14 protein-coding genes are annotated in these 20,370 nt (G+C 74.0%); 7 read left to right on the top strand and 7 right to left on the bottom strand.

What is annotated here, in order from left to right; translation table 11 throughout:
• Positions 1 to 42: 42 nt before the first annotated feature.
• Together ABD208_RS17965 and ftsZ are read right to left on the bottom strand one after the other, a co-directional pair.
• On the bottom strand, positions 43 to 915 hold the full coding sequence (locus tag ABD208_RS17965) for a purine nucleoside phosphorylase YfiH/LACC1 family protein (protein ID WP_344105606.1): 873 nt from the start codon (positions 913 to 915) through the stop codon (positions 43 to 45).
• A 25-nt stretch (positions 916 to 940) separates the two neighbouring features.
• Entirely contained in the window at positions 941 to 2,242 is a 1,302-nt protein-coding gene (gene ftsZ / locus ABD208_RS17960; RefSeq protein WP_344105604.1) for a cell division protein FtsZ, read from the bottom strand.
• A gap of 341 nt (positions 2,243 to 2,583) precedes the next feature.
• Between ftsZ and murG the strand changes: the two genes are divergently transcribed.
• Genes murG through ABD208_RS17945 form a run of 3 tightly spaced genes read left to right on the top strand, consistent with a single transcriptional unit; the run spans position 2,584 to position 6,214 of the window.
• The gene (murG, locus tag ABD208_RS17955) at positions 2,584 to 3,708 is read left to right on the top strand and encodes an undecaprenyldiphospho-muramoylpentapeptide beta-N-acetylglucosaminyltransferase (RefSeq protein ID WP_344105602.1); all 1,125 of its coding nucleotides are present in this window, start codon (positions 2,584 to 2,586) and stop codon (positions 3,706 to 3,708) included.
• Positions 3,705 to 5,156, top strand: a complete 1,452-nt coding sequence (gene murC / locus ABD208_RS17950) for a UDP-N-acetylmuramate--L-alanine ligase (RefSeq protein WP_344105599.1) — start codon at positions 3,705 to 3,707, stop codon at positions 5,154 to 5,156. The genes murG and murC overlap by 4 nt, the downstream gene beginning before the upstream one ends.
• Positions 5,156 to 6,214 (top strand): cell division protein FtsQ/DivIB, encoded by a 1,059-nt coding sequence (locus tag ABD208_RS17945; RefSeq protein ID WP_344105597.1) that lies wholly within the window; start codon positions 5,156 to 5,158, stop codon positions 6,212 to 6,214. Before murC ends, ABD208_RS17945 begins: the two co-directional genes overlap by 1 nt.
• 123 nt (positions 6,215 to 6,337) lie before the next feature.
• Here the strand turns inward: ABD208_RS17945 and ABD208_RS17940 are convergent, their stop codons facing one another.
• Positions 6,338 to 7,564, bottom strand: coding sequence for an FtsW/RodA/SpoVE family cell cycle protein (locus ABD208_RS17940; RefSeq protein WP_344105594.1), 1,227 nt, complete (start codon positions 7,562 to 7,564; stop codon positions 6,338 to 6,340).
• A 282-nt stretch (positions 7,565 to 7,846) separates the two neighbouring features.
• On the opposite strand from ABD208_RS17940, the gene ABD208_RS17935 reads away from it, so the two are divergent.
• Together ABD208_RS17935 and ABD208_RS17930 are read left to right on the top strand one after the other, a co-directional pair.
• Entirely contained in the window at positions 7,847 to 9,268 is a 1,422-nt protein-coding gene (locus ABD208_RS17935; protein WP_344105592.1) for a hemolysin family protein, read from the top strand.
• Entirely contained in the window at positions 9,265 to 10,278 is a 1,014-nt protein-coding gene (locus ABD208_RS17930; protein WP_344105590.1) for a CNNM domain-containing protein, read from the top strand. The genes ABD208_RS17935 and ABD208_RS17930 overlap by 4 nt, the downstream gene beginning before the upstream one ends.
• Before the next feature lie 121 nt (positions 10,279 to 10,399).
• Here ABD208_RS17930 and murD read toward each other — a convergent pair whose 3' ends face one another.
• The 4 genes from murD to ABD208_RS17910 are packed head-to-tail and all read right to left on the bottom strand — an operon-like array spanning position 10,400 to position 16,465.
• Complete coding sequence (murD, locus tag ABD208_RS17925) at positions 10,400 to 11,944, bottom strand: UDP-N-acetylmuramoyl-L-alanine--D-glutamate ligase (RefSeq protein WP_344105588.1); 1,545 nt, start codon at positions 11,942 to 11,944, stop codon at positions 10,400 to 10,402.
• Positions 11,929 to 13,014, bottom strand: a complete 1,086-nt coding sequence (mraY, locus tag ABD208_RS17920; RefSeq protein WP_344105586.1) for a phospho-N-acetylmuramoyl-pentapeptide-transferase — start codon at positions 13,012 to 13,014, stop codon at positions 11,929 to 11,931. Before mraY ends, murD begins: the two co-directional genes overlap by 16 nt.
• Positions 13,011 to 14,657 (bottom strand): UDP-N-acetylmuramoyl-tripeptide--D-alanyl-D-alanine ligase, encoded by a 1,647-nt coding sequence (locus tag ABD208_RS17915; RefSeq protein ID WP_344105584.1) that lies wholly within the window; start codon positions 14,655 to 14,657, stop codon positions 13,011 to 13,013. The genes mraY and ABD208_RS17915 overlap by 4 nt, the downstream gene beginning before the upstream one ends.
• Positions 14,658 to 14,659: 2 nt before the next feature.
• Positions 14,660 to 16,465 carry a Mur ligase family protein gene (locus tag ABD208_RS17910; RefSeq protein ID WP_344105581.1) on the bottom strand — a complete coding sequence of 602 codons (1,806 nt, stop codon included), beginning with the start codon at positions 16,463 to 16,465 and terminating at the stop codon, positions 14,660 to 14,662.
• 260 nt (positions 16,466 to 16,725) lie between these two features.
• On the opposite strand from ABD208_RS17910, the gene ABD208_RS17905 reads away from it, so the two are divergent.
• Both ABD208_RS17905 and mraZ read left to right on the top strand, forming a co-directional pair.
• Positions 16,726 to 19,524, top strand: a complete 2,799-nt coding sequence (locus ABD208_RS17905) for a cellulose binding domain-containing protein (RefSeq protein ID WP_344105578.1) — start codon at positions 16,726 to 16,728, stop codon at positions 19,522 to 19,524.
• Between the two features lie 227 nt (positions 19,525 to 19,751).
• The gene (mraZ, locus tag ABD208_RS17900; RefSeq protein ID WP_344105767.1) at positions 19,752 to 20,189 is read left to right on the top strand and encodes a division/cell wall cluster transcriptional repressor MraZ; all 438 of its coding nucleotides are present in this window, start codon (positions 19,752 to 19,754) and stop codon (positions 20,187 to 20,189) included.
• Positions 20,190 to 20,370: the final 181 nt, after the last annotated feature.

The raw sequence follows: 20,370 nt of genomic DNA, 5'->3' as shown, positions 1-20,370 counted from the left end.
TCAGCGACCGCAGCCTGAATTACGCCGCTGTGCTTGCGCAGGTCAGACGAGCGCGACGACCCCGGCCTGCCGGCCGGTGGTCGCGCCGCGCGCGGTCGCCCGGCGATGGGAGTAGAACGCGTCGTCCTCGAGCGTGCAGTGCGGGACCCGGGTCACCGTGACGCCGGCGGCTGTCAGCTGCCCCGCCACGGCGGCGGGCAGGTCGAGCGCCGGGGTGCCCCACGACGTCTCGGCGAACGCCTCGGGCACGACGCCGACGACGTCGTCGCGCATCGCCTCCGGCACCTCGTAGCAGCGGCCGCACACCGCCGGGCCGACCGCGGCCCGCGTCTGGCCGGGCTCGGCCCCCTGCTCCTCCATGGCCGCGAGCGCGCGCAGCACCACCCCGGCGGTGGTCCCCTTGCGGCCCGCGTGCGCGACGGCGACGACGCGCGCGACGGGATCGGCCAGCACCACCGGCACGCAGTCGGCGACCAGCACGCCCAGGCCGAGGCCGGGCTGGGCGGTCACCAGCGCGTCGCCCTCGCCCGCCGTGTCGGGGGTACCGGCGGGGCCCGCGGACCACGCCTCGCGCTCCGCGGCGCCGAGCACGATGACCCGGTCCGAGTGCACCTGCGTCGCGAACGCGACGGGCACGCGCTCGGGGTCGCCGCCCGGCGGCCCGGCCGGCGCGCGCCCCAGCTCCGCGGCGAGACGTGCCCGGTTCGCCCGCACCCGCCCGGCGTCGTCGGACACGTTGAGGCCGAGGTTGAGGCCACCGCCCGCGGGCCCCGCCCAGGGCGCCGGCGAGACCCCGCCGGCCGCGGTCGTGAAGAACGCCCTGACGCCCGCGCCGAGGTCGACCCGGATCGCGGCGACACCAGCTTCCGCGCCGGCGCTCGTCGAGGCCGCCGGTACGGTGATTCCCCCTGTCACGCCGACGAGCTTATGCGCTGCCGGGTCACTTGAGGAAGTCCGGGACGTCGAGCTCCTCGACCACGCGGCGCGGCTGCTCGTCGTACACCGGCGGCACCTCGATGTTCTGGCGGTTGAACGCCGGGGTGACCACCACCGCGGGCTCGTCGAAGCTGTCCGGGACGTCGTCGCCGCCGTCGTCGGCGACGACGCGCGGCAGCGCGGTCACCGCCGCGGGCGGGTAGGACGCCGGGCGGCCGTCCGCCGGCGGCGCCGGGACCGGCTCCGGCGCCTTGCGTGCCGCGTCCGAGGTGACCGCAGGCAGCTGGGTGGTCGGCGGGCGCGACGAACGGCCGCCCGCGACCGTGCCCAGCGCGCCGGAGTCCTTGCGCTGCTGCGGGACGCCGCCGTCGAACCCGGCGGCGATGACGGTGACCCGCACCTCGTCGCCGAGGGCGTCGTCGATGACCGTGCCGAAGATGATGTTCGCCTCCGGGTGCGCGGCCTCCTGGACGAGGCGGGCGGCCTCGTGCACCTCGAACAGGCCCAGGTCGCTGCCGCCCTGGATGGAGAGCAGCACGCCGTGGGCGCCGTCGATCGACGCCTCCAGCAGCGGCGAGCTGATCGCCAGCTCGGCGGCCTGCACCGCGCGGTCCTCGCCGCGCGCCGAGCCGATGCCCATGAGGGCGGACCCGGCGCCCTGCATCACGGACTTCACGTCGGCGAAGTCGAGGTTGATCAGGCCCGGGGTGGTGATGAGGTCGGTGATGCCCTGGACACCGGAGTGCAGCACCTGGTCGGCCGAGTGGAAGGCGGAGATCGCCGAGACGTTCCTGTCCGACATCGACAGCAGCCGGTCGTTCGGGATGACGATCAGCGTGTCGACCTCCTCGCGGAGGTTCTCGATGCCCTGGTCCGCCTGGACGGCGCGGCGCCGGCCCTCGAACGTGAACGGGCGCGTCACGACACCGACGGTCAGCGCGCCGAGCCCGCGCGCGATCCGCGCCACGACGGGCGCGCCGCCCGTGCCCGTGCCGCCGCCCTCGCCCGCGGTGACGAAGACCATGTCCGCGCCGCGCAGCACGTCCTCGATCTCCTCGGCGTGGTCCTCGGCGGCCTTCTTGCCGACCTCGGGGTCCGCGCCGGCGCCGAGGCCGCGGGTGAGCTCACGGCCGACGTCGAGCTTGACGTCGGCGTCGGACATCAGGAGGGCCTGGGCGTCGGTGTTGATCGCGATGAACTCGACGCCCTTGAGGCCGACCTCGATCATGCGGTTGACGGCGTTCACACCACCGCCCCCGATGCCGACCACCTTGATCACTGCCAGGTAGTTCTGCGGAGTTGCCACGTCGTCGCCTTTCGATCCGGGTCCTTGCGACCTCGCCCCTGACCCCCTGGTGTCCTGAGAAGTCTCAGGTTAAGGTAGAGGGTTAGCGTTATGTCACGTTGTCTCTGACACCGACGGTATGTGCGTGCCACGGCGGGGCCAAGAACATCGTCGCGCGTGTCGCGCCGCGATGCACACGCAAATCACAGGCATGTAGTTCGATCGTGACGTCCCGGGAGCCCTCGGGGCGCGCGCGGCGACGTCCCCTCGGCGATGTCCCCGGACGTCCCCGGATGCCGCCGCCCCTTGCAGTAGCGTGGGCGCCGCAGGCAGCTGATCGCGCATTCGTTACAGAGGTGAAGATGGCAGACGTCCAGTCCGTGGTGCTCGCCGGAGGCGGCACAGCCGGACATGTGAACCCCTTGCTCGCGGTGGCGGACGAGATCCGCCGCCGGGAGCCCGGCGCGCGCGTGCTCGCGCTGGGGACCGCGACCGGCCTGGAGGCCGAGCTGGTCCCGTCCCGGGGCTACGAGCTGCGGCACGTGCCGCGCGTGCCGCTGCCGCGCCGGCCGTCCGCGGATCTGTTCGCGCTGCCCGGCCGGCTGCGCGAGGCCGTGCACGCCGCCGAGGCCGCGATCGACGAGATCGGCGCGCAGGCCGTGGTCGGGTTCGGCGGCTACGTCTCGACCCCGGCGTACCTCGCGGCGCGCCGCAAGGACATCCCCGTGGTGATCCACGAGCAGAACGCCCGCCCGGGCCTGGCCAACAAGCTCGGCTCGCGCTGGGCGGCCAAGGTGGGCCTGACGTTCCCGGGCACGCAGCTCAAGGGCGGCGTGCTGACCGGGCTGCCGCTGCGCGCCGAGATCGCGCAGCTGGTGGGCGAGCTGGAGCAGGATCCCGCGGGGACACGCGCGCGGGCCGCCGCGGCCCTGGGCCTCGACCCGGCCCGCCGCACCCTGGTGGTCACCGGCGGCTCGCTCGGCGCGCTGAACCTGAACCGCGGGATCAGCGGGGCGGCGTCGTCCCTGCTCGCGACCGGGGCGCAGGTGCTGCACCTGACCGGCAAGGAGAAGGACGGCCCGGTCCGCGAGATCGTGGCGGCCCTGCCGCCCCACGACGCCGCCCGCTACCAGGTACGCGACTACCTGTCCGAGATGCAGCTCGCGCTGGCCGTCGCGGACCTCGTCGTGTGCCGCGCCGGCGCCGGCACGGTCAGCGAGCTCGCCGCGCTCGGCGTCCCCGCCGTCTACGTGCCGCTGCCCATCGGCAACGGCGAGCAGCGGCTCAACGCCGCGCCGGTGGTCCAGGCGGGCGGCGGCCTGCTGGTCGACGACGCCGATCTGACCCCGGACTGGATCGCGGGCACCGTCCCGGGCCTGCTCGGCGATCCCGAGCGGCTCGGCGTGATGGCCAAGGGCGCCGCCACGGCGGGCATCCGGGACGGCGCGGCACGCGTCGTCGACCTGGTCGCGGAGGCGATCGCGTGACGCACGACGCCGCCGGGCTCGCCGCCGATCTCGGCCGGGTCCACATGATCGGCATCGGCGGCGCCGGCATGTCCGTCATCGCCCACCTGCTGCACGCCCGCGGCGTGCCGGTGCAGGGGTCCGACGGCGTCGACTCGGACGCCGTCGCGCGGTTGCGCGCGGCGGGCGTCCCCGTCCGGGTGGGGCACGACGCCGCGTACGTGGCCAGCGCGGACACCGTCGTCGTCTCCAGTGCCGTGCGGGAGACCAACCCCGAGCTCGCCGCCGCGCGGGCGGCCGGGACCCGCGTGCTGCACCGGTCCGAGGCGCTGGCCGCGCTGATGGCCGGCGGCCGGGGCGTGGCGGTGGCGGGAGCCGCGGGCAAGACGACGACGTCGGCGCTGCTCGCGGCCGTGCTGCGGGAGGCCGGGGCCGATCCGTCGTACGCCATCGGCAGCACCGTGCGCACCGCGGACGGCGAGACGCCGGGCGGGCACCTGGGCGGATCCGACATCCTCGTGGCGGAGGCCGACGAGTCCGACGGCTCGTTCCTCAACTACGAGCCCGTCGTCTCGATCGTGACCAACGTCGAGCCGGACCACCTGGACCACTGGGGCACGGCCGAGGCCATCCACGACGCGTTCGTGGAGTTCGCCGGCCGGCTGCGGCCCGGGGGCACGCTCGTGGCCTGCGCCGACGACACCGGGTCGCGGACGGTCGCCGGCCGGGTGACCGCCGCGGGCGGGAACGTGGTGACCTACGGCGAGTCCGCGGACGCGGGCGTGCGGATCTCGGACGTGGCCACGGCCGCGGACGGGTCGACGGCGGTGCTCACGGGTGACGTCCTGGGCAGCAAGCCGCTGACGCTGCGGCTGTCGGTGCCGGGCCGCCACAACGTGCTCAACGCGACCGCGGCGGTCGTGGCCGCCGTGCTGCTCGGCGTCCCGGCGCCGGACGCCGTGGCCGCGGCCCGCGCGTTCGTGGGGACGGGCCGCCGGTTCGAGCTGAAGGGCGAGGCCGGGGGCGTGCGCGTCGTCGACGACTACGCGCACCACCCCACCAAGGTGGCCGCGCTCCTGGAGGCCGCGCGGACCGTGGCGGGCGAGGGCCGGGTCGTCGCCCTGTTCCAGCCGCACCTGTTCTCCCGCACGCGGGACTTCGCAGCGGACTTCGCCCGGGTGCTCGGGGCGGCCGACGTCGTCGTCGTCACGGGCGTGTACGCGGCGCGCGAGGACCCGGACCCGTCGGTGGGGCCGCGCACGATCACCGACCTCATGCCGGCCCGGACCGCGCACGCGGTCGACGACATGCACGAGGCAGCGCGCCTCGCCGCGGGCCTCGCCCGGCCGGGCGACCTCGTGCTCACGGTCGGGGCCGGGGACGTGACCAAGCTCGGCCCGGAGATCCTGGCCCGCCTCGCCGAGCGCGAGGCAGCCGGCGAGCTCACCCCCGCAGGGACCGCCCGCTGATGCGGCCGCCGTCGTCCCCGGCGGGGAGGAAGCCCACGGGCCCGGGCAGGCCCGGCAGCAAGCCTGCCCCCGCACGCGGATCCTCCGCCGGGACGACGGCGCGCAGGTCCGGCCGGCACGGCGACAGCACGGCGAGCGGCCCGCCTGCGGCCGACGACGCGAGGACGACCGGCGGACCGGGCGACGCTCCGGCAGCAGGGACGGCACAAGGCAGGGCGGTATCCGGAACGGCGAGCGGCACGGCACGCAGATCACCTGTCCGCGCGCCGAGGCCGGCCGGCGGGCCCGACGCCCGAGGCACCGGGACGAGCGGACCGGTCAGCGTCGTCGGCCGCATCGCCGAACGGGACGCCGAACGCCGCGCCGAGGACCGGCGCCGGTTCTGGCGCCGCGCGGCATGGGCCGCGGGCGGCGCGGCCGTCGCGCTGGGCCTGGTCTGGGGGGCCTTCTTCTCGCCGCTGTTCGCGCTCGACCCCGCCGAGGTGACCGTGACCGGCACGGGCACGACGATCGACGCCGCCGACGTGCGCGCGCAGATCGACCCGGCACGGGGCGTCCCGTTGCCCCGGGTGGACACGGTGACGCTCCGCGCGCGGCTGCTGACGCTCAACGGCGTCAAGGACGCGCGGGTCGCCCACGCCTGGCCGCACGGCCTGACGATCCGGCTCACGTCGCGCGAGCCCGTCGTGGCCGTGCCGGCCGGCGGCCGGTACGCGCTGCTCGACGACGAGGGCGTGCGGGTCGGCACGACGACGGCGCCGGGTGACGTGCCCGTCGTGGACGCCCCGTTGTCCGACGACGACACCGCCCGTGCGGCCCTCTTCGCCGCCCTCGACGTGATGGCGGCCCTGCCCCGCGGCCTCGCCAAGCAGGTCACGGCGGTGCAGGCGCGCACGCAGGACGACGTGCGCACCCGCCTGCCGGACGGCGCCGAAGTCATCTGGGGCAGCAGCGACCGGCTGGAGCTCAAGATCGAGGTCGCGACCACGCTGCGCAAGGCCGAGCCGGACGCGTCGGTCTACGACGTCTCGTCCCCGGACCTACCGGTCACCCGCTGACGGGGATCGCCCGAGCCGGGTGCCCTGGCTCGCCGTCGCGGCCGCCCGTCACGATGTCCGCTGCAGCGCCGCCCCTCGCCTTCTCCGCCGCGTCGCCGCAGGCGTGATCGCTTCGCCTCGTCCTCACCCGCGCCGCCGGGTCGCCGCCCCCAGCACCGCGAGCGAGCGGCGCACCACGCTGCCGCGGGCCGCGAGCGCCTCGGCCGCGCCGGGTTCGGTGCGGGCGAAGGAGATCACCATCCCGAGCGCGCCCATCGTGGTGATGAGCGCGGACCCGCCCGCGGAGACGAGCGGGAGCGGCACGCCGATGACGGGCAGCAGCCCGATGACGACGCCGATGTTGACCAGGCCCTGCCCCACGATCCAGCACGCCACGGCGGCCGTGGTCACCTTGACGAACGGGTCGGTGTGCCGCCGCACGATGCGGCTCATCGCGAGCCCGAGCACGGCGAACAGGCCGAGCACGAGCAGGGTGCCGAGCAGGCCGAGCTCCTCGCCGATGACGGCGTAGATGAAGTCGTTGTGCGCCTCGGGCAGGTAGGACCACTTCTCCCGGCTCGCGCCGAGCCCGACGCCGAGCAGCCCGCCCGTGCCGAGGCCGAACATGCCGTGCAGGGACTGGTAGCACTCGCCGGCGGCGTCGCAGTCCGCGCCGTAGGTCGCCAGGATGCGGCCGAGCCGGTCGCCGCTGTCCTGCAGCACGACGGCCACCCAGCCGACGACGCCGGCCCCGAGCGCCCCGGCGGCCAGCAGGCCCGGCGGGACGCCCGCCACGAGCAGGGCGCCGGCGACCAGCAGCCCGAGGATGATCGCCGTGCCGACGTCGCCCCCGGCCAGCACGAGCCCGAGCACGACGACGGCGCCGGGCACGGCGGGCATCACCGCGTGCGACCACGACCCGAGCAGCGCGTGCTTGCGCCCGAGCACCGTGCCGATCCACAGGGCGAGCGCCAGCTTGGCGAGCTCGGACGGCTGGAAGCTGACGGGCCCGAGCACGAGCCAGTTCTGCTGCCCGTTGCGGATCTCACCGAGGAAGATGACCAGGAGCAGCAGCACGACGACGGCGAGCAGCGCGGGCAGCGCGATCCGCTTGTACCAGCGCACGGGGATGCGGATGGCGACCACCATCACGGGCAGCCCGATGAGCGCGTACTGCGCCTGGGAGAGGAACTGGGCGTACGGCGACTCGCCGTCGGCGATCGAGGTGACCGCGGAGCTGGACAGCACCATGACGAGCCCGATCACGGTCAGCAGCCCGGTGGCGCCGATCAGCAGGAAGTAGCTGGTCACGGCATTGTTCCACTGCTGCCCCAGCCATTCGCGTTCGGGGGCGGGGGTGCGGGCGCTCACGCGCCGATTCTCGCAGAGGACTGTGCGTCTGCCGGGCCGCGGGCCCGGCGTGTGCCGGATGAGCATCTTCGAGCGGCCGGCGCGTTGCCCCGAGCCGCATGGATGGCGCGGAACCGGCGAGGTCTCCAGTACGTTGGTACCGGCGGCACCCATCGTGGGTGCCGCTTCTGACCATCCGGTCCCTGAGAAAGTTCAGGATCGGCGACCTCCCGGAAGGATCATGGACGACAGTCGAAGTACGAACACCCAGGCACACGCACAGCTCTTCGGGAGGTGTGCCCGATGACCTGGGTGCTCTCTCTTCTGCTGGGCGTGGTGGTCATCCTGGCCATCACCGCACTGACCGGCTACTTCGTGGCCCAGGAATTCGCCTACATGGCCGTGGACCGCTCCCGCCTCGCGGCCCGCGCCGAGGCCGGTGATGCCGCCGCCCGCCGCGCCCTGTCGGTCACCCGGCGCACCTCCTTCATGCTCTCGGGCGCCCAGCTCGGCATCACCGTGACCGGCCTGCTGGTCGGGTACGTCGCCGAACCGCTGGTCGGCGCCGCGCTCGGCGACGGTCTCGACGACGTCGGCGTGCCCACCGCCGTCGGGGTCGGTATCGGTACGGTCGCGGCGCTCGTGTTGTCGACGGTGGTGCAGATGGTGTTCGGGGAGCTGTTCCCGAAGAACCTCGCCATCGCGCGCCCTGAGGGCGTGTCGCTGTGGCTGGCGCGCTCCACCACTCTGTACCTTGCCGCGTTCGGCTGGCTCGTGCGGGTCTTCGACGCCGCCTCCAACGCCCTGCTGCGGCTGCTGCGGATCGAGCCGGTCCACGACGTCGAGCACTCGGCCACGGCGCGGGACCTGGAGCACATCGTGGCGGACTCGCGCGAGAGCGGCGACCTGCCCCCGGATCTGTCCAACCTGCTCGACCGGATCCTGGATTTCCCGCGCCGGGACGTGGGGCATGCGATGATCCCGCGCTCCCGCGTGGACACGGTGGCGCCCGACGTGACGGTCGGTGAGGTCAAGGCGCTCATGGCGCGCAGCCACTCGCGGTTCCCTGTCGTGACTCGGGACGAGGCGGTCGGCGTCGTGCACATGACCGACCTGCTCTCGGGCCGAGTGCCCGATGATGCCCCGGTCACGACCGTCGCGCGCCCGCCGCTGGTGCTCCCGGCCGCGATGGCGCTGCCTGACGCCCTGCGGGAACTGTCCTCCAGCAGCAACGAGATGGCCTGCGTGATCGACGAGTACGGTGGCTTCGCCGGCGTGCTGACACTCGAGGACCTGGCCGAGGAACTGGTCGGCGAGATCACCGACGAGCATGACGACCCGGAGCAGCCGCCGCTCACGTCTGATGACGACGGCGTCTGGATCATGGCCGGTGACGTGCACCTGGATGAGGTGGAGCGTGCCGTGGGGCATGACCTGCCCGCGACGGAGCACGAGACCATTGCCGGCCTGGCGGTCGCGACGCACGGCTCGCTGCTGGAGGTGGGCGAGTCGGTGGACATCGACCTGCCGGACGACCCGGCCGACCTGGCCGACCCGGAGCCGCCACCAGACCGGGTGCTGCAGGTGCGGGTCCTGGAGATCTCGCGCCACGTGCCCGCTCAGGTGCGTGTCACGGTCGAGGAACGACCGCGCGGCGCACGACAGCGCCACACCACCCAGGAACACGCCCCGGCACACACCGAGTCCGAGGAGGCCGCCCGATGAGCGACCCCGTGGTCGTGACCGTTGTCACCCTCCTGATCATTGCCGCCAGCGCATTCTTCGTCGCGATCGAGTTCGCCGTCCTGGCCGCCAAGCGGCACCGCCTGGAGGACGCCGCCGCATCCAGCCGGTCGGCGCGCGCCGCGCTCCGGTCGTCGAACGAGCTGACCGTCCTGCTGGCCGGGTCACAGCTCGGCATCACGATCGCCACCCTGGCCCTGGGCGCTGTCACCAAGCCCGCCGTGCACCACTGGATCACACCGGTCCTGGGGACCTGGGGTGCGCCGCACTGGGTGGCCGACGTCGCCGGGTTCGTCCTGGCGCTGATCGTCGTCACGTTCCTGCATCTCGTGGTCGGCGAGATGGCGCCGAAGTCGTGGGCGATCGCCCACCCGGAGACCTCGGCGACCCTGCTGGCCCTGCCGATGCGCGCATTCATGTGGCTGACCCGCCCCGTGCTGATCGCGCTGAACGAGGCCGCGAACTGGTGCCTGCGCAGGGTGGGCGTGGAACCGACCGGGCAGGTCGCCTCCGGGCGCTCCCCGGACGACCTGCGCCACCTGGTGGAGCACTCGGCCGACGTCGGCGCGCTGGATGCCGTGTACTCCGACCAGATCTCCGGCGCCCTGGACCTGCGCCGCCTCACGGTCGCCGACCTCGTGGCGGGCCACGCCCCGCTCGCCGCCGTCCCAGGTGCGGCCACGGCGGCAGACGTGCGTGCCGCCGCCGACCGTTCCGGTCACCTGCGCATCCTGGTCCAGGACAGCGACGGCGACCCGACCCACGTCGTGCACGTGCGCGACGTGCTCCTCGAACCGGACGACCGGCCCGTCACCGACCTGGCACGCCCTGCCTACACCCTGGATCCGGCCACGCCGCTGCACACCGCCCTGGCCTCGATGCGTGAGACGCGCAACCACCTCGCCGTCGTGTCCACCCCGGAAGGCATCGGCGTGATCACCCTGGCCGACGTGCTCGCCCGGATCTTCCCGCGCACGGCCGCGGCCGCCTGAGGCACGATCGGCGCGTCAGGCAGAAATCGCGCATGAGAGCGCGTTCTCAAGCGATTTCTGCCTGCACCGTCCACGCGCGGCGAAGCACCGGCCGCGGAGGCCGCGCGCCGGGGCGGGAACGTCAGGACGAGGCGGCCAGGTCCCGCACCGCGGCGGCAAACGCCTCACCGCGGTGCCTGTAGGAGGTGAACTGGTCCATCGACGCCCCGGCCGGGGCCAGCAGGACCGTGTCGCCCGGCTCGGCCAGGTCGCGGGCTGCGGCCACCGCGCGCTGCATGACCGTGGCGGCATCGTCCGGATCGACGCGCGCCACGGGGACCCCGGCTGCGTGGCGCTCCAGGGCGCCCGTGATCGGCGCGGCATCGGCCCCGATCACGACGGCCGCGCGCAGCCGGTCCGCGCGCGCCGCGACCAGTTCGCCGAACTCCGCGCCCTTGGCCAGGCCGCCCGCGATCCACACGACCGTGCCGTGCGGGAAGCCGGCCAGCGAGGCGGAGGCCGCGTGGGCGTTGGTCGCCTTGGAGTCGTTGACGTAGGCGACGCCGTCCAGGTCCGCGATCCGCTGGATCCGGTGGTCGCCCGGGGTGAAGGCGCGCAGCCCGTCGCGCACCGCCGCCGCCGGCACTCCGTGCGCCCTGGCCAGCGCGGCCGCGGCCAGTGCGTTGGTCACGACATGCGCGGGCGGGACGCCGCCCCCGGCGAGGTGCTCCAGGTCGGCGAGGGTACCGAGCTCGGCGGCGCTCTTCTGACGTTGCCGGTCACCGACGGGCAGGTGGAACGCACGGTCCACGAGGACGTCGTCGACCAGCCCGACGTCGCCCGGTCCCGGCGTGCCCGCCGCGAACCCCACGGCGAGCGCCCCCTCGATGACCTCGGCCTCGCGCACCAGGCCCTCGGTGCGCTTGTCCGCCCGGTTGTACACGCAGGCGACCTGCGCGCGCTCGTAGATCCGGCCCTTGTCCGCCGCGTAGGCGTCCAGTGAGCCGTGCCAGTCGAGGTGGTCCGGCGCGACGTTGAGCACCGCGGCCGCCTGCGCGGACATCGTGTGCGTGTAGTGCAGCTGGAAGCTGGACAGCTCCACCGCCAGCACGTCGAGCTCCGGGTCGAGCGCCGCCTCGATCGCGGGGCGTCCCACGTTCCCGACCGCCGCCGAGCGCAGCCCGGCCGCCCGCAGGATCGAGTCCAGCATCTCGACGGTCGTCGTCTTGCCGTTGGTCCCGGTCACGCAGAGCCAGGGCGCGGGGCCGCGCCCGGCGCCGTCGCCGGGCGACGACGCCCGGTCGGCCCGCAGCCGCCAGGCCAGCTCGATCTCGCTCCAGATCGGCACGCCGGCGCGCTCCGCGGCGACGAGCAGCGGGGACGACGGCGCCCACCCGGGCGAGGCCACCACCAGGTCGGCGTCGTGCACGAGCCCGGCAACGGCGTCGTCGTCCGCGGAGAGATCACCCGCGAGCCGCACATCGGCGTCGTCGGCCCGCGCGTCGACCGTCACGACCGACGCGGCACGGCCCGCCAGGGCCGCCGCGACCGCTCGCCCCGTGACCCCGTAGCCGGCCACGACGACGCGCGCCTCCGCCAGCGGGACCGGCGACTCCACCCCGGCACCGGAAGCACCACCCCGCGGCGCGGGAGCCGCGGCGCCGAAGTCGGTCACGACACCACCCATTCCGCGTAGAAGATGCCCATGCCGAGGGCCGCGAACAGGCCCGCGATGAGCCAGAAGCGGATGACGATCGTCACCTCGCCCCAGCCGGACAGCTCGAAGTGGTGGTGCAGCGGCGCCATCTTGAACGCGCGCTTGCCCGTCAGCTTGAGCGAACCGATCTGGATCGGCACCGAGGCGACGATGATGACGAACAGGCCGCCGATGATCACCGAGAGCAGCTCGGTGCGGGACAGGATCGACAGGCCGGCGAACGCGCCGCCGAGGGCCAGCGAGCCGGTGTCGCCCATGAAGATCTTGGCGGGGTTGGCGTTCCACCACAGGAAGCCGAAGCACGCGCCCATCACGGCCGCGGCGATGATCGCGAGGTCCTGCGGGTCGCGCACCTCGTAGCAACTCGGGCCCGCCGCGGCGAGCCGCTGGCAGGACTGGTTCAGCTGCCACACGCCGACCAGCACGTACGCGCCGAACGTGATGAGGGAGGCGCCGGTGGCCAGGCCGTCGAGGCCGTCGGTGATGTTGACCGCGTTGGACCAGGCGGAGATCAGCAGGTTCGCCCAGACGACGAACAGGATCAGGCCGACCGTCATGCTGCCGAAGAGGGCGAGGTCCAGGTCCGTGTCGCGCAGGAAGGAGATCTTCGTGGACGCGGGCGTACGGGAGTTCTCGTTCGGGAACTGCAGGGCGAGCACGGCGAACGAGATGCCGATGAAGCCCTGCCCGAACAGCTTCTGCTTGGCGGTCAGGCCGAGCGAGCGCTGCTTGCGGATCTTGGTGAAGTCGTCGAGGAACCCGACCAGGCCCAGGCCCACCATGAGGTAGAGGCACAGCAGCGCCGAGACGCTCGGCAGGCGCTGGCTGACCACCATGGACGCGGCGACCCCCACCAGGGTGCCGCCGATGATGACCACGCCGCCCATCTGCGGCGTGCCGCGCTTGGTGAAGTGGCCGGTGGGCCCGTCCTGACGGACGAACTGCCCGTAGTTCTTGCGGACGAGGAACTTGATGAACAGCGGCGTGCCGAACAGCGACACGACCAGCGCCGCCGCGGCGCTGACCAGGATCGCGATCACTGAACGGCCTCCTGACCCGCCGTCGCGATGGCCTCGCCGGTCCCGGCGAGATGGTCGCCCAGGCGCCACAGCCCCGACCCCAGCGACGACTTGACGAGCACCACGTCACCCGGACGGAGCTCGCCGTCCAGGAAGTGCGCCGCCTGTTCGATGTCCGGCACGAACACCGTCTCCTCCCCCCAGGAACCTTCCTGAGTTGCTCCCTCGTGAATGTGATAGGCCCCGTCGCCGACGACGACGAGAAGCTTGATGTTGAGCCGCACCGCCAGCAGGCCCACGTCGTGGTGCGCCACGCGCGAGTCGTCCCCCAGCTCCCGCATCTCGCCGAGCACGGCCACGGAACGCCGCTCGCGCCCGGCCATGACCGCGAGCGCCTTCAGCCCGGCGCGCATCGAGTCGGGGTTGGCGTTGTAGGCGTCGTCGATGACGGTGATGCCGTCCGGCCGCTCGGTGACGGCCATCCGGTGCGGGCTGGCGGGACCGGCGCCGGCAAGGCGCTCCGCGATGGTCGCGGGCGCCAGCCCGAGCCGCAGCGCGACGGTGGTCGCGGCGAGCGCGTTCGACACGTGGTGCTCGCCCACGAGGGCGAGGGTCACCGGGGTCTCGGTCGCCGCGTTCGCGCTGTCCGACGACGACGCCGGGGCGCCCGCGCCGTCGCCTGCCACGGTCGCGACGGACCCGGCGTCGTCGGCCACGGTAGCGGCCGACCCTGCGCCGTCGTCCGCCACAACCGCGGCCGACCCCACACGCTCGTCCGCCACAGCCGCGGCCGACCCGGCGTCGTCGGACGTCCCGCTCGTCACCGAACGGTTCACGCGGAGCGTGAACGACGCGCGGCCGTCCTTGCCGAGGGTGATGTCCTGGGCGCGGACGTCGGCGGACGGGATGGTCCCGAAGGTGACGACCGCGGTCCCGGCGGCGCGGTCGACGCGGCCGGCCATGGCCGCGACGCGCATGTCGTCGGCGTTCAGGACGACGACGCCGCCCGGGCGGGTGCCCTCGGCCATCTCGCCCTTGGTCCGCGCGATCTGCTCGACGCCGCCGAACTTGCCGACGTGCGCGACGCCCACGGCGAGCACGACGCCGGCGTCGGGCGGCGCGATCGAGGTGAGGTACGCGATGTTGCCGGGGCCGTCGGCGCCCATCTCGAGCACCAGGTAACGGGTGTCCGGGGTGACGCGCAGCACGGTCAGCGGCAGCCCGACCTCGTTGTTCAGGGAGCCGGCGGGCACGATCGTGGGGCCCTCGGGGCCGAGCAGCGCGCCGAGCAGGTCCTTCGTGGTGGTCTTGCCGACCGAGCCGGTGATGCCCACGACCCGCAGGCCGGGGTTCGCCGCGCGGACCCGCGCCAGCACGTGGCGGGCGAGGTCGCCGAGCGCGCGCTGCGGGTCGTCGGTCACGATCACGGGCACGCCCGCGTCCGGCAGCTCGCGCGCCGCGAGCACCGCGACGGCGCCCGCCTCCACGGCGGACGGCACGAACGCGTGCCCGTCCGCGGACTCGCCCTCCCAGGCGACGAACAGCGACCCCGGCTCGGCCTTGCGCGAGTCGGTGATCACCGGCCCCGCGATCCTCAGCTCCGGGTCGCCGTGCAGCGTGCCCCCTGTGGCTGCGGCGACGTCCGCCGCAGTCAGCTCGATCATTCTCAGTTGGTCCTTTCGGGATCGACCGCGGTGTGGTCGGTCGTCAGGCGGAAATCGCGCGTGAGAGCGCGATCTTGCGCGAGTTCCGCCTGTTCCGCGATTTCTGCCTGCCGGGCCGCGAGCGCCGCGCGGGCCTCCTCGCGGTCGTCCAGGAGGTGGTCCTCGCCTGCGATCTCCTGGATCGTCTCGTGGCCGCGGCCCGCGACGAGGACGGTGTCGTCGTCGTCGGCCGCGGCGACGGCGTGGGCGATGGCCGCGGCGCGGTCGGCGATCTCGGTGATCTCGACGGTGGTGCCGTCCTCCGCCAGCGCCTCGTGGGCGCCGTCCAGGACGGCCTTGCGGACGCTCGCGCGGTCCTCGCCGTGGGGGTCGTCGTCGGTCACGACGACGACGTCGGCGCCGCGCACGGCGGCGGCTCCCATGAACGGGCGCTTGCCGGGGTCGCGGTCGCCGGTGGCGCCGAAGACGACCGACAGCCTGCCGGCCGTGGTGGGCCGCAGCGCGGCGAGCGCCAGTTCCAGCGCCTCGGTGTTGTGCGCGAAGTCGACGACGACGCGCGGGCGGCTCGCCAGCACCTCCATGCGGCCGGGCACGGTGGCGGCGAGGCCGTCGATCCGGGCGAGCGCGCCGGCGACGGCGTCGAACGGCGCGCCGGACTCCAGCACCATGACCACGGCGAGCGCCGCGTTGGCGACGTTGTAGCCGCCGGGCAGCGAGGTGCGCGTGCGCAGGCTGCGGCCGTCGGCGTGGGTCAGCGTGAAGGCGGAGCCGGTGCCGTCGGGCGCGACGTCCGAGACGGTCCAGTCCGCGGAGTCGTCGAGCGGGCGGACGCCGGTCCCGGTGGACAGCGTGGCCACCGGCACCTCGGCGCGCTTCGCCAGGGCCACGCCGTGCTCGTCGTCGACGACGACGACGCCGCGCCGCGAGCGCGCGGGCGTGAACAGCTCGGCCTTGACGGCGAAGTAGGACTCCAGGTCGCCGTGGAAGTCGAGGTGATCCTGGGTGAGGTTGGTGAACCCGGCGACGTCGTACACGATGCCGTCGACGCGGTGCTGCGCGATGGCGTGCGAGGAGACCTCCATCGCGAGCGAGTCGACGCCGTCCTCGACCATGGCGGCGAGGACCGCCTGCAGGTCGGCGGCCTCGGGCGTGGTCAGCACGCTGGGCAGCACACGGTCGCCGGAGCGGGTCTCCACCGTGCCGACGAGCCCGCCCTTGTGCCCGATCCCCCGCAGCAGGTGGTCGAGCTGGTAGGTGGTGGTCGTCTTGCCGTTGGTGCCGGTCAGGCCGAACGTGGCGAGGCTCTCGGCGGGCGACCCGTACACGTGGGCGGCGGCGGGCCCGGCCGCGGTCCGCGGATCGGGCACGACGACGACGGGGACCGCGGGCGCACCCGTGCCAGCGCCGCCGGGCTCGTCGCCACCGGACGCGGCGGTACCGGACGCGGCGGCACCGGACACAGCGGCGCCAGTCGCGGCGGCACCAGTCGCGGCGGCGGCTGTCACGCCGGACGCCGGCGCCGCGTGGAACGGGACGCCTTGCGCGGCCAGCTCCTCGACGCCGGCGGCGTCCGTGAGGACGGCGCTCGCGCCGCGGGCGACGGCATCGGCGGCGAACCGTGCGCCGTGCACGCGGGCGCCGGGCAGGGCCACGAAGAGATCGCCGGGCTGGACCGCGCGGTTGTCGGAGGCGACGCCGGTCACCCCGGCGTCCGCCGCGGGAACCTGCGCCCCGAGAGCCGCCGCCAGGTCGCTCACCCGGCGTGGTGTCACGGCGGCCGGGCGGATCCGGGAGTGCGGGGATGTCACGAGGTAGAACCTACCGTCTGGACGGCTGGATGCCGTACGCAGCCGCGCGGCGCACGCGGGATCGTCACCCTGCCCGCACCTCGGCGGGCGTCGGCCCCGGACCGGGCCCGGCCGCCCTCATGAAGCGCTTAAGCGATTAGGAGCTATCCATCGTCGAAGCGCTTCAATAGCCTGTCGCCCGCCGGGCACGAGGTCGTGCCCCGCCGGGTGCCGGGCGGTGACGCGCGGCCCCGACCACCATCACGAAGAGGTGACCACGGATGAGATTCCGGCCAGTGATCGCAGCCCTCGCAGGGTTCGGTCTCGCCGCGACCGGGCTGGGGGCGGCCGCGGCGAGCAACGCGGCGGAGCGCCTTCCGGGCTCCGCCCCCGCAGCAGTTCCCGCGGCCGCGCAGGCCGCCGCCGAGACGTACGAATGGGGCAACGTCGAGATCGTCGGCGGCGGCTTCGTGCCCGGCATCGTCTACAGCGAGGCGCAGCAGGGGCTCGTCTACGCCAGGACCGACGTCGGCGGCGCCTACCGCCGCGACCCGGGATCCACCCGCTGGGTCCCGCTCCTCGACCACGTCGGCTGGACCGACTGGGGCCACAGCGGCGTCCTGTCGATCGCACCCGATCCGTCGGACGCCTCCCGCGTGTACGCCGTCGTCGGCTCCTACACCAACGGCTGGGACCCGAACAACGGCGCCGTCCTGCGCAGCGCCGACAAGGGCGAGACCTGGACGAGGACCGACCTGCCGTTCAAGGTGGGCGGCAACATGCCGGGCCGCGGCATGGGCGAGCGCCTGACCGTCGACCCCAACGACCCCGACACCCTCTACCTCGGCACCGAGTCCGGCAACGGCCTGTGGCGGTCCACGAACGCCGGGGCCACCTGGGCGAAGGTCGCGAGCTTCCCGAACCCCGGCAACTACGTCGCCGACCCGGACGACACAGGCGACTACCTCACCTCGAACCAGGGCGTCCTGTGGGTCAAGTACGACGCCGCCGGCGCCGCGGCGGGCTCGCCGTCCCGCACGATCTACGTGGGCGTCGCCGACAAGGAGAACAACCTCTACCGCTCCACCGACGCCGGAGCCACCTGGCAGCGCGTGGCCGGGCAGCCCACGGGCTTCGTCCCGCACAAGGCCGTCCTGGACACCGCCGGCGGCCAGCTCTACCTGGCGACGTCGGACACCGGTGGCCCGTACGACGGCGCCAAGGGCGACGTCTGGCGGATGGACACCGGCACGGGCACGTGGACGAACATCAGCCCCGTCCCCTCCACGAGCCCCGACGCCTACTTCGGCTACTCCGGCCTGACGATCGACCGCCAGGACCCGGACACGATCATGGTCGTGAGCCAGATCTCCTGGTACCCGGACATCCAGATCTACCGGTCCACCGACCGCGGCGCGACCTGGTCCCCCATCTGGGAGTGGGCGGGCTACCCGGCGCGCACCCTCAGGTACTCCCTCGACCACTCCGGCGCGCCGTGGCTCGACTTCGGCAAGCAGGCCGCCCCGCCCGAGGCCAGCCCGAAGCTCGGCTGGATGACGGAGTCCTTCGAGATCGACCCGTTCGACTCGGACGACTTCCTCTACGGCACCGGCGCCACCGTCTACGGCGGCGAGAACCTCACCGCCTGGGACACCGGCGGCACGGTCAGGATCGGCGTGCGCGCCCAGGGCATCGAGGAGACCGCGGTCCAGGACCTCGCCGCCCCGCCCGGCGACGTCGACCTCATCTCCGGCATGTATGACATCGGCGGCTTCGTGCACGACGACGTCACCCGGGTGCCGGGCAGCTTCCAGTACACGCAGCCGTACCAGACGGGCGTGCTCGGCGTGGACTTCGCCCAGGAGAAGCCGGCCACGATGGTCCGCGTCGGGAACTCCGAGGCCGCGGGCGGTCACCTCGGCGTCTCGACCTCGAGCGGCGGCTCCTGGTGGGCCGGGCAGGAGCCCGCGGGCGTCACGGGGCCGGGCACGGTCGCGGTGAACGCGGACGGCTCGCGCATCCTGTGGAGCCCGGCGGGCGCCGGCGTGCACGTGTCGACGACGCTCGGGTCGAGCTGGACGGCGTCGTCCGGCGTCCCGGCCGGCGCACGCGTCGAGGCGGACCGCTCGGACCCGCAGCGCTTCTACGCCGTGGCCGCCGGGACGTTCTACCGGTCCACGGACGGGGGCACCACGTTCACCGCCTCGCCGGCCACCGGCCTGCCGACCGGCGACGTGAACTTCGGGGCGGTCCCGGGCCGCGCCGGCGAGATCTTCCTCGCCGGGAGCGAGGACGGCAGCGCGTACGGGCTGTGGCGCTCGACCGACGGCGGCACCACGTTCACGAGGGCGCCCGGCGTCGACGAGGCCGACGCCGTCGGCTTCGGCAGGGCCGCGCCCGGCGCGAGCCACCCCGCCGTGTACGTCTCGGCCAAGGTGGGCGGCGTGCGCGGCCTGTTCCGGTCCGACGACGGCGGCAGCACGTGGGTGCGCATCAACGACGCGGAGCACCAGTTCGCCTGGACCGGGAAGACCCTCACCGGCGACCCGGACGTGTGGGGCCGCGTGTACGTGGGCACGAACGGGCGCGGGATCGTCATGGGCGACGCGACGGGGAACCCGCCGTCGCCGTCGCCCACGCCGACCGTCAGCCCTTCGCCGACGACGTCGCCGTCCCCCACCGGGCCGACGTCGTCGCCGTCCCCCACCGCCACCGCGTCCCCGACGCCGAGCGACCCGGGTACACCGGACCCGGACGCGGGCTGCACGGCCCGGTTCACGGTCGTGAACACCTGGGGCACCGGCTTCCAGGGCCAGGTCACCGTGACCAACGGGAGCACGGCGCCGGTCGACCCGTGGCGGGCCGGCTGGAGATTCGGTGAGGGTATCCAGCTGTCCAACGGCTGGGGCGCCACGGTCACCCAGTCCGGTACGGCGGTCACGGCCGCGGCGCCGTCCTGGAGCCCGAAGCTGGCCCCGGGCCAGTCGGCCACGGTCGGCTTCACGGCCACGATGCCCGCGGGCCGCACCCCGTCTGCCTCCGCTTTCACCCTCAACGACACCACCTGCGGCGCGCCCTGACCTGACCTCGACCGCCACTGGCACAGAACCCCATCCCCGGCACGCCGGGGATGGGGTTTTTCTCCACCATGAGTTTCTGTTCTTGACCTGCACATTGGCATTACAAGTACAAGTTGACGTCATCAATTCTCAGGCCCTGTGGAGCAAAGTGGAGTAGCGTGGAGGCCACGGGAGTGCGAGGGGAGGTGCAAGCCGTGGACGCGACACCTGATGGGACGTTCACCGGCCTGGGCCTCCTGCTCGGGACATTCACCCCGAAGCTCGACGAGAAGGGCCGGCTCATCCTTCCCGCCAAGTTCCGGGGCCGCCTGGCCGGGGGCCTGGTCATGACCCGCGGTCAGGACCGGTGCCTGTTCCTGCTCCCGATGGACGAGTTCGGCCGGATCTACGAGCAGGTCCGTTCCGCGCCGGTGACGAGCCAGCAGGCGCGCGACTACCTGCGGATGTTCCTGTCGAGCGCCTCGGACGAGGTGCCCGACAAGCAGGGCCGGGTGTCGGTTCCCGCTCCCCTGCGCGAGTACGCGGGGCTGGATCGCGACGTCGTCGTGATCGGCGTCGGGACTCGCGTGGAGGTCTGGGACGCGACCGCCTGGGAGACGTACACGCAGGAGAAGGAGGCGGGCTACGCCGAGATCGCGGAAGCGATCACGGACCTAGGGATTTAGGGAGTCACCCGGTTCCGAGCGCCGCCGGAGACGGTAGCGACGACGCGAGGAACAGGCGGAGCCCGGCGGCTGCGGGAAAACCGTCCGGTGAGGCCTCCTCCCGCGGCATCTGGCGCACTTCCCCGGCGCCAGAAACGCGGAGGGAGACCTGACCGGACGACCCCGCCACACCGGCGTCGTG

Source organism: Myceligenerans crystallogenes (assembly GCF_039529775.1).
Classification (GTDB): Bacteria; Actinomycetota; Actinomycetes; order Actinomycetales; family Cellulomonadaceae; genus Myceligenerans; species Myceligenerans crystallogenes.
The sequence above is the reverse complement of the archived record's forward strand: the minus strand, read 5'-3'. Positions and strand labels throughout refer to the sequence as shown.

Excerpts from the sequence above, each read along its gene's own strand:
- murD (WP_344105588.1), bottom strand. The coding sequence starts at position 11,944 with ATGGGTGGTGTCGTGACCGACTTCGGCGCCGCGGCTCCCGCGCCGCGG.
- ABD208_RS17905 (WP_344105578.1), top strand. The coding sequence starts at position 16,726 with ATGAGATTCCGGCCAGTGATCGCAGCCCTCGCAGGGTTCGGTCTCGCC.
- ABD208_RS17915 (WP_344105584.1), bottom strand. The coding sequence starts at position 14,657 with ATGATCGAGCTGACTGCGGCGGACGTCGCCGCAGCCACAGGGGGCACG.
- ABD208_RS17945 (WP_344105597.1), top strand. The coding sequence starts at position 5,156 with ATGCGGCCGCCGTCGTCCCCGGCGGGGAGGAAGCCCACGGGCCCGGGC.
- ABD208_RS17935 (WP_344105592.1), top strand. The coding sequence starts at position 7,847 with ATGACCTGGGTGCTCTCTCTTCTGCTGGGCGTGGTGGTCATCCTGGCC.
- ABD208_RS17930 (WP_344105590.1), top strand. The coding sequence starts at position 9,265 with ATGAGCGACCCCGTGGTCGTGACCGTTGTCACCCTCCTGATCATTGCC.
- murG (WP_344105602.1), top strand. The coding sequence starts at position 2,584 with ATGGCAGACGTCCAGTCCGTGGTGCTCGCCGGAGGCGGCACAGCCGGA.